Raw genomic sequence first — 17,695 nt, 5'->3', positions numbered from 1 at the left:
AACCGTGACCAGTGGGGGCCACACGATGACACCAAACGGGGAAGGGACGACCTTCGCGAGCGCGCCGGTCGCGCCGGATCGCCGTCCGCCCGACGCCGCGCAGCTCGAACGGCTGCTCGTCCGTGCGCGCAAGGCGCATCACGAGGGCGCGCTGCAGCATGCGGAGAAGGCGTACGCCGAATTGCTCGCGCTCGATCCCGAGCATCCGGAAGCACTGCACCTGCTCGGCGCGGTGCGCTTCCAGCAGGGCCGGCTCGACGATGCCGAGCCGCTGATGCGGCGCTCGGTCGAACGCCAGCCGGTGCCGCTCGCGCTCGCGAACTACTCGGCCGTGCTCGCCGGGCTCGGGCGCGACCACGATGCGCTCGCGCGGCTCGACGAAGCGCTCGCGATCAATCCCGCGCATCAGCGTGCGCTGTTCCAGCGGGCCGGGCTGCTCGCGCAGCTCACGCGGCACGACGAGGCGCGCGCGGCCTACGACCGGCTGCTCGAACTGACGCCGGGCTTCGCCGACGGCTATGTGAAGCGCGGCGACATGCTGCGCGCGCTCGGCCGTCACGACGATGCGCTCGCCGATTGCGACCGCGCGATTTCGCTGGCCGGGCGTTCGTTCGACGCGATGCGCGGGCGTGGCCTCGCGCTGCGCGAACTCGGCCGCTTCCGCGATGCGGCGGACAGCTACGGGCACGCACTCGCGCAGACGCCGGGCAGTGCCGAAGTGCTGTTCCTGCGCGGCGTCGTGTACTTAGACCTGCACGAACCCGAACGCGCACTCGCGGATTTCAACGCGGCGATCGCGGCGAGCCCGACCTTCGTCGATGCGATCTTCAACAGCTCGATCGCGCTCGAGCAGCTCGGCCGGCACGACGAGGCGCTCGTGCGTTGCGACCGCGTGCTCGCGATCGATCCGCGCCATGCACGGGCGCTGGCGAACCGCGGCAACGCGGCAAGCCACCTGGAGCGCTACCGCGAGGCGGCCGACAGCTATGCACGCGCACTCGACGCGGAACCGGCCAGCACCGGCGTGCTGTGCAACTACGCGAGCGCGCTGATGCGCATCGAGCGCCACGACGATGCGCGGGATCTGTGCGACCGCGCGCTCGCGCTCGACGGCGGCTATGTGCCGGCGTGGTTCACGCGCGGCCGCGTGCAGCTCGAGACGCACCGCTACGACGCGGCGCTCGACGATTTCGCGCGCGTGATCGCCGCGACGCCGCGCGACAAGATCGCGCACTTCCACAAGGGCAACGCGCTGCGTGCGCTGCGGCGGCACGACGATGCGCGGCAGGCGTATGCGGATGCGATCGGGATCGATCCCGACTACGTGCTCGCGCACTGCATGCGCGCGTTCCTGTGCCTGTCGATCGGCGATTTCGAAGCGGGCTGGGCCGAGTACGAATGGCGCTGGCGCGATACGCAGCTCGACGCGAGCCGGCGCACTTTCGCGCAGCCGCGCTGGACGCACGGGATGCCGCTCGACGGGCAGACGATCCTGCTGGTCGCGGAGCAGGGGCTCGGCGACACGCTGCAGTTCTGCCGCTACGTGCCGCTCGTGAAGGCGCTCGGCGCACGCGTCGTGCTCGAAGCGCCGGTCGAGCTGAAGGCGCTGTTCGCGACGCTCGACGGCGTCGATACGCTCGTCGCGCGCGGCGAGCCGCTGCCGCCGTTCGACCTGCATTGCCCGCTGCTGAGCCTGCCGCTCGAGTTCCGCACCGACCTGACGTCGATTCCGGCGAGCGTGCCGTATCTCGCCGCCGATCCGGCCCGCATCGCGCGCTGGCGCGACCGGCTCGGCGCATCGGCGCGGCCGCGCATCGGCCTCGTGTGGTCGGGCAACCCGCTGCACCTGAACGACCGCAACCGTTCGATGACGCTCGCGGATCTGCTGCCGCTGTTCGACGACCGGTACGAGTGGATCAGCCTGCAGAAGGTGGTGCGCGACGAGGATCGCCCGCTGCTCGAGGCGAGCGCGGTGCGCTTCGTCGGCGACGAGCTGGAGGATTTCGCGGACACGGCGGCGCTGACCGCGCTGATGGACGGCATCGTCAGCGTCGATACGTCGGTGGCGCACCTCGCCGGTGCGCTTGGCCGGCCGCTTGCGCTGATGATTCCGCATACGCCTGATTTCCGCTGGCTGCTCGAACGGGACGACAGCCCGTGGTATCCGTCCGCGCGGCTGTTCCGCCAGCCCGAAGGCGGGCAGTGGGCGCCGGTCGTCGAGCGGATCGCGGCCGACCTGCCGGCGTTCGTCGGCGGAGGCGCGCGATGAGTGCGCGCCGCGATGCGGCGCCGATCGCGGGTGCCGCGCTCGGTGCTGCTGCCGCGCCGCTGCGCGCGGTGCTCGACGGTGCGCTGCGCAATGCGCGCGCGCGGCTCGAGCAGCGCGACTTCGTCGGCGCCGGGCGGCTCTACGAGGGCGTGCTGACGATGGCGCCCGACAACGTCGAGGCGCTGCACCTGCTCGGCCTCGTGCATCTGCGGCTCGGTGACCCCGTGCGCGCGGAGCCGCTGATCGCGCGGTCGATGGCGTTCGGGCTGAACCAGCCGTGGAATCTCGCGAACCATGCGGCGGCGTTGACCGGCGTCGGCCGCCATCGCGACGCGATCGCCGTGGCCGATCGCGCGCTCGCGGTCGATCCGGAGCATGCGCCGTCGCATGCCGCGCGCGGCGACGCGTGGCTTGCGCTCGATCAATACGACGCGGCGCTCGCGGCCTACGACCGTGCGCTCGTGCGCGAACCGGCGCATGCGGCCGCGTGGTGCAAGCGCGGCGAGACGCTGCGGCGGCTCGAACGGCCCGCCGACGCGCTGATCAGCGTCGAACGCGCGTTGCGGATCGATACGAGCGATGCGGCCGCGAACCTCGAGCGCGGCCATGCGCTGCGTGCGCTCGGCCATCGCGAGCAGGCGCTGCACAGCTATCAGCTTGCGATGGTCGTGCGCGGCAAGACGCCCGAGCTCGTCTACGCCTGCGGCGTGACGATGACCGAACTCGGCCGCCCGGCCGACGCGCTCGCGTGTCTCGACGAAGGGCTCGTGCGGCTGCCGAACGACGAACAGCTGCTTTACGCGAGCTGCGTCGCGCTCGATCTGCTGCATGCGCGCGACGAACTGCTGAGGCGCTGCGACCGGCTGCTCGCGCTGAATCGCGGCAACGTCGCCGCGTGGGTCGGGCGCGGCAACGCGCTGCTCGGGCTCGAACGTCACGAGGAGGCCGCGCACGCGTACCGCGAAGCGCTGGCGCGCAAGCCCGACGACATCGACGCGCGGAGAAACAGCGCGGCCGCGCTGCGCGCGCTGGGCCGCTACGACGAAGCGCTCGCCGATTACGACGCGGCGCTTGCGCTGACGGGGCCGCATGCGGAGCTGCATTACAACCGCGCGCTGGCGCTGCAGCAACTGGAGCGTTACGACGACGCGCTCGCGAGCCACGCGGCCGCTGCCGCCGCACCCGCGAAAGTGGCGCAGGCGCGGTTCACGCGGGCGGTCGCGCGCCAGCATCTCGGCGACTACGACGCGGCGCTGGCGGATTTCGCCGAGGCGTGCCGGCTCGATCCGCATCATGGCGCCGCGCGCCGTTCGGAAGCGTTCTGCCGGCTGTTGATGGGCGATTTCGACGCGGGCTGGCGGCAGCACGAGGCGCGCTGGGATGCGGCCGACTCGATGCTGCACCGGCGTCATGCGGACCGGCCGCGGTGGACTGGCGACGAGCCGCTCGCGGGGCGCACGTTGCTGCTGCACGCGGAACAGGGCTACGGCGACACGCTGCAGTTCTGCCGCTACGCGAGCGTCGCGCACGACCGCGGCGCGACCGTGATCGTCGAGGCGCCGGCCGCGCTCGGCGAACTGCTCGGCACGCTGCGCGGCGTGAGCCGGATCGTCACCGAGGGCCAGCCGACGCCGGCGTTCGATCTGCAGTGTCCGCTGATGAGCTTGCCGCATGCGTTCCGCACGACGCTCGACACGGTACCGGCCGACGTGCCCTACCTGCGCGCCGATGCGCGGCGGCGCGATGCGTGGGTGCGGCGCCTCGATGAGATTTCGCCGCCGGGCCGGCTGCGGGTCGGGCTCGCGTGGTCCGGCAATCCGCGTCACGCGAACGACGAGAACCGCTCGATGCCGTTCGCCGCGCTCGCGCCGCTGGTCGGGCCCGGGGCGCCCGATACGACGTTCGTGAGCCTGCAGCCGCAGGTGCGGGCGCGCGATGCGGAAGCATTCGCCGCAAGCGGCGTGCTGTCGTTTGCCGATGCGCTGACGGATTTTGCCGAGACGGCCGCGCTCGTCGACACGCTGGATCTCGTGATCAGCGTCGACACGTCGGTCGCGCACCTGGCCGGTGCGCTCGGGCGGCCCGTATGGGTGCTGCTGCCGCGCGTGCCGGACTGGCGCTGGCTGCTCGAGCGCGACGACTGTCCGTGGTATCCGGCCGCGCGGCTGTTCCGGCAGGCGCGGCCGGGCGACTGGCCGGCGGTGGCCGGCCGGGTGGCCGACGCGCTGCGCGCGATGGCGCGCGCGGGTCGAACCGGCGTGACCGGCCTTCCATGACAAAAGCTACGGACCTTTTCGCGGCGGCCGGAATGGTCCGTAACAGTCGCCATGTCGCTGCCATTCGCGCTTCGTATGGTTTCTGGATTCCAGCGGCCTGTTTCAGGCGCAACGACATGCACGGTGCCGGATCGGCGCCGCGCGCAATTTCCTAGCATTCGGGGTGGAAAGAATGGCAGCACGCGCACGTACGGATCGGCAACCTCCTCGCGCCACGGCCTCGCGGTCGGTCCTGAAGTCGGAGCTGAGCCCGCTCTACCGGGCGGTTGTGCTGATGCTCGCGGCGGGCGTGTCCGCGCATGCGCACGCGGCGGGCATCATGAACCTCGGCCACGTGGCCGCGAGCCCGTCGGGTGGCGGCGCGGGCGGTGCCGGCGGCATGCCGGGCGTGGCGAATCTCGGCGTGTCGCCGCAGCAGGCGCTGCAGGCGAGCCAGCCGTCGATCCGTAACCTCGGGAATGCGGCGCATGCGATCGCCGCGCAGATCGCGGCGCAGCAGAATGCGGCCGCCGCGGCGGTGAAGCTGCCGTCGACGGTGCCGAACGGGCTGGCGCCGGGCGGGTTGCAGGTGGCGAACGGCGCGTCGGGCGATACGAATAATCCGGTGCTGTGGTTCAACGCGAATGCGCCGCAGCAGAGCGTGGATGCGAGCGGGCACGTGAACGTCGACGTCAAGCAGACCGGGCAGAACGCGGTGCTGACGTGGGAGACGATGAACGTCGGGCGGCAGACGACGCTCAATTTCGACCAGTCGGGCGGCACGCAGACGAATGGGGCGAACAACTGGGCGGTGTTGAACCGGGTCAACGATCCGAGCGGCAGGCCGAGTCAGGTTCTGGGGAACATTACCGCGCAAGGGGCGGTGTATGTGATCAACCGGAACGGGGTGCTGTTCGGGGCAGGGTCGCAGGTGAACGTGCATTCGCTGGTGGCGTCGTCGCTCGACGTGCTGAACATGAACAACTACAACCAGACCCTGCAGAACCGGGTCCCGGTTGTGACGGACAGCAGTCTCGCGCAGGATGCGGCAGGGATCGTCGCGAGCAACAAGCAGTTCCTGAGCCTGCCGGCGGGGACGACGGGCGGGCTCGCGTATCCGGAGTCGGGTAGTTCGGCGGGGGTGAACGGCAACAGCACGGTGCCGAACGAAGTGCTCGGCCTCGGCAACCAGATCAACCTCACGTCGGCCAGCCAGTATCAGCCGTGGGGCGATGTCACGATCGAGCAGGGGGCGTCGATCACCACGCACACGAACGGCAACGTGAGCGATGGCGGCTTCGTGATGATCGCGGCGCCGAACGTGACGAACGCCGGGCACATCAACGCGACGGACGGGCAGGTGGTGCTCGCGGCGGGTGTGGGCGTGAGCCTGCGGCCCAACAGCGGCGCTACGACGAATCCACAGGTGCTGCTGCCGGAACTGAGCGGAAAGATCTCGCTGCTCGGCCCGGATGGCCAGGCGACCGACATCACGCCGGCCGGCACGCTGACCAATACCGGCATCGTCGAGGCTGCGCGCGGCAACGTGAACCTGCTCGGCAGCCGCGTCGCGCAGAACGGTGTGGTCGGCGTGACGACGAGCGTCAATTCGCCCGGGACGATCACGATTTCCACGGTCGACGAATATTCCTCCAACAATCCGACCGGGGCGGCCTATTTCGGGCAGAAGCTTCCGACAAGCGTCCTGGATGGCGCCAACGACACGCACCGCGCCGGCCTGCTGAGCTTCGGCCCCGATTCGGTGACGACGGTGATGCCGGACAGCAACGGCCAGACGACGCCGTCGACACCGGGCGCGACTTTCACGCCAGGCAGCATCGGCATGACGGCCGGCTCGGTCTGGTTCCAGGGCGGCTCGCTGATCGAGGCGCCCGGTTCGAAGGTATCTGTTGTGGCGCTGACGCCTTCGGCCTCGGCGTCGGGCGCGCAAGCGCCGGCCGGCCAGACCGCCGTGCCCGGCCGGATCTATGTCGACAGCGGCGCGACGATCGATGTGTCGGGCCTCGCGAATGTCGAGGTGCCGATCGGGCAGACGCTCGTGACGGTCGACCGCATCGGCCAGAACGAGCTCGCGGATTCGCCGCTGTTGCGCAACGGGTTCCTGCTCGGGTACAAGAACCTTGTGTTCGACAGCACGCTGACGGGCACGCGCAGCGACGGCGTGCAGTGGGTCGGCAGCCCGATCCTGAACCTGTCGGGATACGTGAACCTGATTCCGCGCACGGTCGATCAGCTGTTGACCAATGGCGGCTCGATCACGCTGTCGGGCAACGAGGTGATGACCGCGACCGGTTCGTCGATGAACCTGAACGGCGGCTATGTGCATTACGACGGCGGGATCGTCAACACGACGCGGCTGGTCGACGCCAACGGCGCGCTCGTGCCGATCGGACAGGCAAGCCCGTACGACACCTACGTCGGCATCGCGGGGCAGTTCGTCGAATCCCATCCGCGCTGGGGCGTGACGAAAACGTGGTACAACCCGCTGCTGACGATGGGCGCCTATCAGGGCGACTATATCGTCGGCGGCAATGCGGGCACGCTCGACATCTACGGGCTGCAGTCGACGGTGCTGGACGGCGACATCAGCGCGCAGGCGTTCGGCGGCGCGAAGCAGATGCAGGGCAACAGCCTGCCGAGCGGCGGGACGTTCAACCTCGGCGCCGATCCGAAACTTGACGGCGCCGCGCTGGTGCATCTGACGTCGAACAACAAAGACGTTGCGTCCGGCACCGCGGGCCTGGTCGTGCTGCAGGACACCGCGCCGCAGCTTGCGGACATTGCGCCGGGTTTCTCGATCGATACGCCACTCGACAATACGGCGTTGCAGACGTTGCCCGCGAATGACCCGCGCAATGTGCTGACGACGACCGTGGTGCCGGTCGCGACGCTGAACAACGGCGGTTTCGCGAACCTGAATGTGACCGAGGACAAGGTCGGCGGCAAGGGTGTCGTGGTGCCGCAAGGCACGCAGCTGGCATTGCAACCGGGCGGCTCGATTTCGCTCAACAGCCCGGTCCCCGGCGCCGACATCAAGGTCGATGGCCGGCTGCTCGTGCCGTCGGGCACGATCTCGCTGTCGAGCGGTGGCAATGTCATCGTGGGGCCGCAGGGGGGGATCAGCGCCGCCGGTCAATGGGTCAACAACGACGCGCAGGCCGTACCGGGTACGACGCCGGGCAATAGCCAGTTCATCAACGGCGGCACGATCTCGCTGTCGGCCGTGCAGTCCTCTCAAATGGTGAACGGCGTCGGGTATACGGATACGACGGGATCGATCCTGTTGCAGCCGGGTAGTTTGCTGGACGTGTCGAGCGGTGGCGAACTGCTGTCGAACGGCCAGATGCTGATGCAGAACGGTATGCCGGCTGGGCGCGGCGGTGACGTGTCGCTGCAGACGTACGCGGCGATTCCGTTGAGGCAGTTCGGCCACGTGACCGACGGTGGCGCGAATCTCCCCGAGACGCAGCCAGTGGCCGGGACGATCGCGATGGGTGGAACGATCCTGAGTGAAGGCTTTTCGGGCGGCGGCACGATGACGCTGCAGGCGCTCGGGTTCCGGATCGGCGGCGAGACGGCGGCTGCATCGCCGTGGGACGTCTATCTCCCGGAGAGTTTCTTCGCGCAACAGGGTTTCGGTAAATACGTGCTGAACGCGTACTACGACACGACGGTCGCGCCTGGTGCGTCGGTTGCCGTGACGCAGTTGAATCGTCTCCCGGACATGCTTGCGCTGCAGCAGGCCGGCACCGGCGCGAACCTGTCGACGGGTGGGTTGACCACGCTTGGTCAACTCGATGCCTATCACCGGCAAGCGACGAATCTTGTCCTGACGGGCGGCAATTTCACGTCGTGGCTCACGCTGGCCGGCAGCGCACCGACGTATCCGGATATCACCGGCGCGGTCACGCTGTCGGAAGGCGCATCGATCCACGCGGATGCCGGCGCGAGCATCGGCCTTGGCTCGCCGGCGCAGGTCACCGTACTCGGCTCGATCGTCGCGCCGGGCGGGTCGATCACACTGAGCGCGGACGGGAACGCCACGTATGCGCAGGCAGGGCAGTTCGGCACCGGTTTCATGAGCGCGAGCCAGTCGGTCTGGCTCGGCGCGGATGCTTTGCTCGACGTTTCGGGCGCGGCATTGGCCAATCCGCTTGCGGCGCCGGTCAGAATCGGCGCAACGACGGTCGTGCCGAACACGGGCAAGGTGCTGGCGGGCGGCTCGGTCACAATGTCGAGCGATACGGGTTACGTGGTAGCGCAGTCGGGCTCGAAGATCGACGTATCCGGCACGTCGGCGAAATTCGACCAGTTGCAGCCCAATGGCACATACGCGTCGCAGCCGGTATGGAGCGACGCCGGCTCGATCACGCTGTCGGCGGCGAACGGCCTGTTCGCGGATGCGACGCTGGCTGGGCGTCCGGGCGCCGTACAGGCACGGGGCGGCACGCTGACGATCCTGCCGATCCTTCCGAACCGGCAGCAAGCTGGCTCGACCGCCACGGCGCTTGTCGTGCGGCAAGACGGTACCTTCGTGCCGGCGGGCCTGATGCCCGGGCAGAGTTTCTCGTCGGCGATCGATCCGACGACCGGATCGCCGATCGGGCAGCCGAGCGGTGTCATTCAGTTCGCGGCTGACCGGCTCGACGGATCCGGAATCGCGAATCTGGTGCTGGGTAGCAGCATATCGCCCAACGGCGTGCAGGCAGTGCCGATCCTGTTCGCTGGCGACGTCACGCTGTCATTGCCGGAATCCGTAACGTTGAACACGGGGCGCGTCGCCGCCATCGGCATGGAGCAACTGTCGTCGCTGCTGTCGACGCCCGCGCGCAAGCCCGACGGGACGCTCGCGGCCGTCGTCGACGGGCTGCTTGCGCAGCCGCAGCCGTCGCTGGGCACGACAGTCCGGATCGATGCGCCGTACGTGGCGTTGTCGGGGCCGCTCATCCTGTCACAGTCGCCGCAGTTCAAACCGGTCGGGGCACTGTCCGATGCGACGCTGAACGTAAATGCATCGTTCATCGATCTGAAAAACCAGTTCCAGCTCAACAATTTTGCTCGTGCGAACTTCACGAGTAGCGGGGATATACGCCTGAGCTCGACGAACGCGGACCAGTCCCAGGGGGTTCCCGCGCCGGGGATTCTTTATACGCCAGGCAATCTGGCCTTCAAGGCGGCGGATCTGTACCCGTCGACCGGCAGCACGTTCGTCGTCGCGGCGGTTGGTCCGACCGACGCATCGACCGGCAAACCGGCGCCGACGACGGTCACGTTCGCATCGAACGGCGTATCGGGCACGCCGTTGTCGGCGGGTGGCACGCTACTCGTGGACGCGACGAACATCGTGCAGGGCGGCACGGTGCGCGCGCCGTCCGGCACGATCGTGTTCGGCGTGGGCGATCCGTCGAACGCGGCGACGCAGGCCCAGTTTGCCGGGTTGCCGCTCGTCGCGACGGATTCGGTGAAGCTGGCGAACGGCAGTGTGACGTCGGTCTCGAATGGCGACTCGGTCATTCCGTACGGTGCGACGATCGACGGGGTCGAGTGGCAGTTCAATCCGCTTGCCGGCAACACGACGCCCGACCTGACCGCGCCGCCCGCGAAATACGTGGGCGTGAACGGCAGCAATGTCGCACTCGACAAGGGCGCGACGATCGACCTGTCCGGCGGCGGCGACCTGCAGGCCGCCGAATGGGTGCCGGGCACCGGCGGCACGCGCGACGTGCTGTCGCAATACAACGTGAGCTATGCGAGCGGCAAGGGCGGGACGGCCGTGCCGGTCAATATCGGGGCCGGCAACGTCTATGCGATCGTGCCGGGCAAGCAGTCACCGGTTGCGGCATATGATCCGATCCTCGCGCAGACGGTACAGCCTTCCACCAATGCAAACGGCACGGCCACGACCACGACGGCGACGATGGGCGTCGGACAGGCGAGCCTGACCGACCCGGTCGGCAAGGCCGTGTATCTGTCGGGCGTGCCGGGGCTGGCGCCCGGCTACTACACGCTGCTGCCGGGCAAGTACGCGACGCTGCCGGGCGCGTATCGCGTCACGGTGTCGAGCACGGCCGGCAATCTCGTGCCGGGCGCGAGCCAGGTGCTGCAGGACGGCACGGTCGTGACGGCCGGCTATTTCGCCGACGCGTTGACGGGCAGCCGGAGCGCGACGCCGACGCTGTTCAACGTGCAGTCGAACAGTGTGTGGCAGCAGTACTCGCAATACACGCTGACGGGCGCGAACGCGTATTTCACGAAGCTCGCCGCGACGAAGGGCAACGTGACGCCGCCGCTGCCGGTGGACGGCGGTCAACTGGTGCTGGCGGCGACGAAGGCGCTGACGCTCGGCGCGACGCTGAATGCGGCCGCCGGTACGGGTGGCGCACCGGCCCAGGTCGACATTGCGTCGCAGGACATCCAGATCACCGGTAACGGCAGCGCGGCGCTGCCCGGCTATCTGCAGATCGGCAGCGATGCGCTCGATTCACTGAACGCGGGCAGCCTGCTGATCGGCGGCACGCGCGCGGCGGCGACGAGCGGCGTCACGATCACGCCGATCGCGAACAGCGTCGTCGTGTCGAACGACGGAAACACGGCATTGAAGGGCCCCGAGATCCTGCTTGTCACGAAGACCGACGGCAGCGGCGCCGATCCGAACGCGGTGAACGGCCTGCGCATCGATGCCGGTGCGTCGATCGCTGCGCAAGGCGATTACCCGGCAGCCAAGGATCAGCCGATCGCAATCGCCGGCGACGGTGCATTGCTGCGCGTGTCGAATGGCGCAATGGCGCCGCTGTCGCGCACCGACGGTACGGGCAAGGGCTTGCTGGCGGTCGGTGCGGGCGCGACGCTCGCGGGCGGACAGGCGCTGCTGCTCGATTCGTCCGGCGACCTGAAGGTCGATCCGTCCGCCGTACTGTCGGCCAAGGCGATCACGGCGGACGGTTCCGCGATTACGTTCACCAATGCGAGCGGCGCCTCCGCGGCGAACCTGCCGGGCTTCGTCATCGATCCAGCCGGCCTCGCGCAGTTCGCGAACGCGCAGCAGGTCACGCTGCGCAGCTACGGCGCGATCGGTTTCGTCGGCGACGTGAACGCGACGTTCGGCAACAGCGTCGATCTGAGTGCCGGCACGTTCACGAGCGATGGCGGTCACGTCACGCTGAATGGACAGCAGGTCGCGTTCACGAACGAGATGGGCGCTGCGCCCGGCACGACGACGGCCGGAAACGGCACGCTGACGGTCAACGCGACAGAGATCGATTTCGGCACGGGCGCGAAGGCGGCAAGCGGCTTCGGCTCGGCGGTGATGAACGCGACGGGCGGCATCGTCGGCCAGGGTACCGGCACGTTCGACTTCGGCGCATTGCCGGTGACGCTCAATGCACCGGTCTACCTCGCCGATACGAGTTCGGCCGCCACCGTGAAGACGACGGGCGCGCTGTCGTTGAACGGGGCGTCGGGCACGGCATTGAAGCGCGATGCGGTCGGCGGCGCATGGACCTTCATCGGCGGTACCGTGAACGACAACGGCGCGACGATCAGCGCGCCGGCCGGCAACGTGACGCTGGAGGCGACGAGCGGCAACCTGACGATCGGCGGTGGATCGACGGTCAGCGCGGCGGGCGTGTCGAAGCAGTTTTTCGATGTGACGCGCTACGCGCCGGCCGGATCGATTGCGTTGACGGCCGATGCGGGCACCGTCGACGTACAGGCCGGCTCGACGCTCGATTTCTCCGGGGCCAGTGGCGGTGGCGCGGCAGGCAGTCTTTCGCTGTCGGCGCCGCAACAGGTCGTGAACCTGAACGGCACGATCAAGGGCGGCGCGGCGAGCGGCTATGCGGGCGGGTCGTTCTCGCTCGATACGGGCGGCGCGGCGGATCTCGATGCGCTGTCGAAGACACTGGCATCGAGCGGTGTGAACCAGGCGATCACCGTCCACACGAAGACGGGCAACCTGACGCTGTCGCAGGGCAACACGCTCACCGCGCACTCGGTGCTGCTGACGGCCGACGGCGGTTCGGGAAGCTCGGCCGATACGGCGAACGGCAACGTGAACGTGCTCGGGACGATCGACGCGTCCGGCAAGGCGGGCGGTGAGATCGACCTGTACGGCCGCAACGGCGTGGACATCGAAGGTTCGCTGCTGGCGCGCGGCTCCGATCCGAACCAGCGCGGCGGCAAGGTCAACATCGGCACGACTGCATGGTTCGACCCGACGATCGTCGACGCGAACGGCAACTCGATCGCGTACAACGCAACCTATGGCTACGAGAACATCCTGCGTGCGAACGCGGGCGTCATCACGCTCGGCGCGAATGCGCTGATCGACGTGTCGGGCGGGACGGCCGGTGGTCTGTCGGGCGGCACGGTGAATTTCCGCGCGCCGCTGCTCGCCGACAATGGCGTGAAGGTCAACCTGCCGGATACGTTCAACGACGGCAAGGGGATCGTCGGCTCGCGCGCGACGACGCTCGAGGCGTATGCGGTGTGGAGCACGACGGACGCGACGACGGGTGCGCAGCACTTCGACGGCGTCATCGACCCGGCGGGATGGTATGACAAGAGCGGGCATCTGCTGGCCGGCACGTTCACGGCACAAGGGACGTCCGGCACGCCGGCGACGTTCTCGTTCGCACCGGACGGTTCGGGTGGAGGTACGCTGACGAACCAGGCGACGGGCGTATCGTCGACTGTTACGCAGGTGCAGCTTCAGGGCGGTGACAAAGACATTGGCTTTGGCGGGCTGAACAACATGTACTTCGCGCCCGCGAGCGGCGGCACGAATGCGGATCACCAGACCTTCTACGGATATCAGAACGGCGATGCATCGACCGCGGCGCCGGGTACGCTGATGGGCTTCGTGCAGCACGGGCTCGATACGCTGGTCGATCCGTTTGCCGGCAAGAACATCGCGAACGCGCGCATCGTGCCGGGGATCGAGCTCGACAACCCGAGCCCGGCGATCAACGGCGGCGATATTCAGGTGCTGACGAACTGGAATCTCGGCGCGGGCACGTCGCCGACGAACCTCGCGTTCCGCTTCGACGGGCAGGCGCCGGTCGTGACGCTGCGTGCCGAGAACAACGTGAAGGTAAAGGCGAGCCTGTCGGATGGTTTTTTCCAGATTGCGAACCCGCTGGGCGGAGGGGGGACGATTCCGGTGCCGCCGTTGTCGACACTCGCTGCGGCACAGACGATTTATGGCGCGTCGGCGGGGCATTATGGGTACGGACTTTCGTTTTGGACGAGCTATGGCCTGGCGTCCGGTCCGGGGCAACCGGTCGGAGGTGCGCCAGACGAAATTGCCGAATACTATGCGCTTTACACGGCATATGCGAATTTCCTGGATCAGACTGCGACGAGCCTTTCGTCGGCGCTGGGATCAAGCTGGTCGCCGGACGATACCAATGTCGAGATTATCTACGGGATTCGGGCCTCGAACTCCAGCACGATGCTACCGGGTCAGCCAACGGCTCCGATTGCGCCGACCGCTGCCGAGCAGGCATCGAATCCCGGATCCTATCTGATCTATCTGAATCAGTACCAGAAGTATCTGTCCGATTCTGTACAGTTTGTGGTCCAGCACAAACAGCAATGGCCGCTGGTGACCAGCCTTGATGCACCAAAGGTTCAGCCTGTATCTGTCATCGCGACAACGACGATCAGCTTGCCGGCAGTAACGGACAATACGCCGTCTCCGACGTCGGTTGCGACCGTTCCAATTCCTCTTGTTTCCGCTTCGTTGACGGGCGGCTCGAGCAGTTCCTTCCGCGTGGTGGCAGGGGCGGATCTGAACAGCGCGAATCCGCTTGCGCTCCAGGCGCCGACAGCAGGAGGCGGCTCGAACGGCAAGAGCATGATCTTCGACGGGCATACGACGTTCGTCGACAGCAGCGGTCTGGCAATTCTGGCGCCGACGATGATACGCACAGGTACCGGTTCGATCGATATCGCGGCTGGCAATGACATCGCGCTATTCGACAGCAGTTCGATGCAGCCGAACAGTCCTGACATAACCGTTCCCGGCGTGATTTACACAGGTGGCGCACCTGCGGCGGGGGCGCCGGCCGGCACGGGCCTTTCGATCATTCATGGCCTGAACAACAATCCGGATATTCTGGTCACACCCGCCGTCAATCCGGACTCGGCCGGCGATATCACGATCCGTGCGCAAGGCGATATCACGGGCGCGGAGTATCTGACCGATGTGAACGGCACGGTGACCGGACGTCCGGGCGCAAATATCAGCCAGTTCTGGTGGCAGTGGATGCAGATCGGCAATCCGACCGGGATGGTCGGGGCGACCAATCCTGTATCGCAGACTGTACAGACGTCGATCAACTTCGGCGCATTCGATCAAGGCGTGTTGAGCGCGGGTGGCAACGTGTCCGTGTCGGCTGGCGGGAATATTTCCGACCTCTCGGTGTCGCTGCCGACCACGTGGTATTTGACCGGTGCCAATACTGACAACCCGACTGTCAATACGGTCGGTGGCGGCAACCTGTCGGTGCGAGCCGGAGGGGACATTCTGAGCGGCGGCTATTTCGTCGCGAAGGGAACCGGAACGATCACGGCGGGCGGGAAAATCGGGGCGGATATTGCGGTGCCTTCGTCATTCGACGGCCAGCCTGCCGTAACGATGGATACGCTGCTGGCGACCCAGGACGGCGTGCTCGACGTAAGCGCGCGACAAGGCGTCAGCATCGGGCGTGTGTTCGATCCTTCGTATGTTCAGAGCATCGCGCTGTTGAATGCGTACAGGCAACAGGCCGACATGAAGGGCTATTCGTCGACGTCCGCCGTCAATATCGTGTCGACGACGGGTGACGTCGCGATCGGCACGCTCTCGGACATCAGCCTGATTGGCGGTGGAGCGACCGAATCCCAGGCGCCAGGGCGCGGCGACTTTTCGTCCGTCCTGCCGGCGTCGGTGAACCTGACTGCGCTTTCCGGCGGCATCACGGTGGCTGCGAGCGGCGTGCTCTATCCGTCGGCGTTCGGCGACCTGAGTCTGATCGCTGATCAATCGGTCAATCTGTCGAGTGTCAACGGAATGGGGTGGGACGCACGTGCGGTGTTCGGCATGTTCGACATCGACCCGTCCGCGATGCCGTCACCGGCGAAGCCAAATGTTCTCGTCGCGAATCCGACGATTGCATCGGCGGTGGCGCATGATCCGGTTGCCCTGCATGGCGACGATATCGTACCGGCGCGGATCTACAGTCTGAACGGCGATATTGTCGATAGCGTACCGGGAAATACGTCAATCTTTAATGTCGTGGTTCCGGTGGTGATCGATAAACCGGCGTTGATCCAGGCCGGCCGGGATATCGTCAACTTGTCCTTCCTGGGACAAAATCTGCGCAGATCCGACGTGACGCGGATCGTGGCGGGGCGCGACATCTACGATACGCTCGCGTCGGGCTTGCCCACGCTGAATATCGGCGGTCCCGGCACGTTCGACATCGAAGCCGGCCGCAATATCGGACCGTTGACCAATCTGTCGGGCGTAACGAACGCGGCTGGCATAACCACCGGTATCAACGCGATAGGCAACGCAAACAATCCGTATTTGCCCCACGAGAGCGCGAACGTCAATGTACTGTTCGGTGTCGGGCCGGGTATCGATACCGCTTCGTTCGTCTCGACGTATGTCGATCCGGCGAAGTTCGTGCCGGGTGTTTCCAGCGCGACGCCCGCGCTCGTTACGTTCATGGAGCAATACGAGGCGGGCCTCTCGGTCGACACGGGGCTGGTCAACGATCAGCCGGCGATCAAGCCGTTGAGCGTGGACGAGGCCTGGTCGAAATTCAAGGCGCTGCCGCAGTATGTTCAGCAGCTCTTTGCCGAGCAGGTGTTATTCAAGGTGCTTGCCAGCGTCGGCGAGGATTACAACAACCCGGCCAGTCCGTACTATCAGAAATACGCGCGCGGCTACGAGGCGCTCAATACGATGTTCCCGGCTTCGCTCGGCTACACGGCCAACAATCTCGGCGGCGGCAGCAACGGTGCGAACAAGCCGGCCGATACGGGCGACCTGGATATTCGCAGCACGACCATCCAGACACAACAGGGCGGTAACGTATCGATCCTTGGCCCGGGTGGGCAGGCGCTGATCGGGAGTACATCCGCACCGCCTCAGATCGTCGACAGTGCGACCGGCAAGACGATTGCCGGACCCGGGACGATGGGTGTCCTCACGCTCGAGAAGGGGGATATCAACATCTTTACGGACCGCAGCGTGCTGCTTGCCCAGAGCCGGATCTTTACCGAGCAGGGCGGCGACATGACGATCTGGAGCTCGAACGGCGACATCAACGCGGGCAAGGGTGCGAAGTCGTCGGCCGATACCCCGCCGCCGCAATACGTGTGCGACGCGAACCACTATTGCACGGTCGACGCGCGCGGGCAGGTCACGGGCGCGGGCATTGCAACGTTGCAAAGCGTACCGGGCGTGCCGATCGGCACGATCAACCTGATTGCACCGCGCGGCACGGTTGACGCGGGCGATGCCGGCATTCGCGCGGGCAACCTGAACGTGGCGGCGCTGCGTGTGGTGAATGCCGACAACATCCAGGTAACTGGCAAGGCGACCGGTATCCCGCTTGTGCAGGCGGTGAATACGGGTGCGTTGACGGCCGCGAGCGCTGCTGCATCGGCTGCCACGCAGGTGGCGCAGGATATCGCGAAGAACAACGCGTCCGGAGGGGCTGTGCGGCGCTGGACGATCTCGGTGCAGGTCGAAGGATTCGGAGATGCGGGCGGCGACGGCACGAAGAAGCACAAGCAGCAGGTCGGCTACGATGCGTCGAACGCGGTGTCGATTCTTGGTTTCGGTCAACCTGGAGCCACGCAACGTGCTACGTTGACATCGGAGGAGCGTAACAGGTTGGGCAAGATCTGATCGAGCGAAGCCTGGCGCGACGCGAGCTGCCGATAATAACGGCGCTCGCGTTTTTTATTCAGGCGCTGCATGAATGGTTCGATCAGAGGGGGATGAGTGTGTTCCGCGACCCGGATCCTTGCGGTCCGATGAGCGGAACGGAACGATCTGAATTGACAGCTCGTTCGCCCGGACTCGTTACGTATCGTGGAGCGATGTGACCTCCCCGATTGCAATGAAATTGGCCAGGAAGGTACGGACTGTGCG

3 protein-coding genes are annotated in these 17,695 nt (G+C 67.0%); all 3 read left to right on the top strand.

The window, feature by feature from the left end; all coding sequences use genetic code 11:
- The first annotated feature begins 25 nt into the window (after positions 1-25).
- A complete protein-coding gene (locus BME24068_RS08925) occupies positions 26-2,269 on the top strand; it encodes a tetratricopeptide repeat protein (RefSeq protein WP_174925827.1) in 2,244 nt (747 codons plus the stop codon).
- Positions 2,266-4,545, top strand: a complete 2,280-nt coding sequence (locus tag BME24068_RS08920) for a tetratricopeptide repeat protein (protein WP_174925826.1) — start codon at positions 2,266-2,268, stop codon at positions 4,543-4,545. The genes BME24068_RS08925 and BME24068_RS08920 overlap by 4 nt, the downstream gene beginning before the upstream one ends.
- A 172-nt stretch (positions 4,546-4,717) precedes the next feature.
- Positions 4,718-17,449, top strand: coding sequence for a filamentous haemagglutinin family protein (locus BME24068_RS08915; protein WP_174925825.1), 12,732 nt, complete (start codon positions 4,718-4,720; stop codon positions 17,447-17,449).
- The last annotated feature ends 246 nt before the right edge of the window (positions 17,450-17,695 follow it).

This window comes from Burkholderia anthina, assembly GCF_902498995.1.
Lineage (GTDB): Bacteria > Pseudomonadota > Gammaproteobacteria > Burkholderiales > Burkholderiaceae > Burkholderia > Burkholderia anthina.
This window is presented reverse-complemented; position numbering and strand designations above follow the sequence as displayed.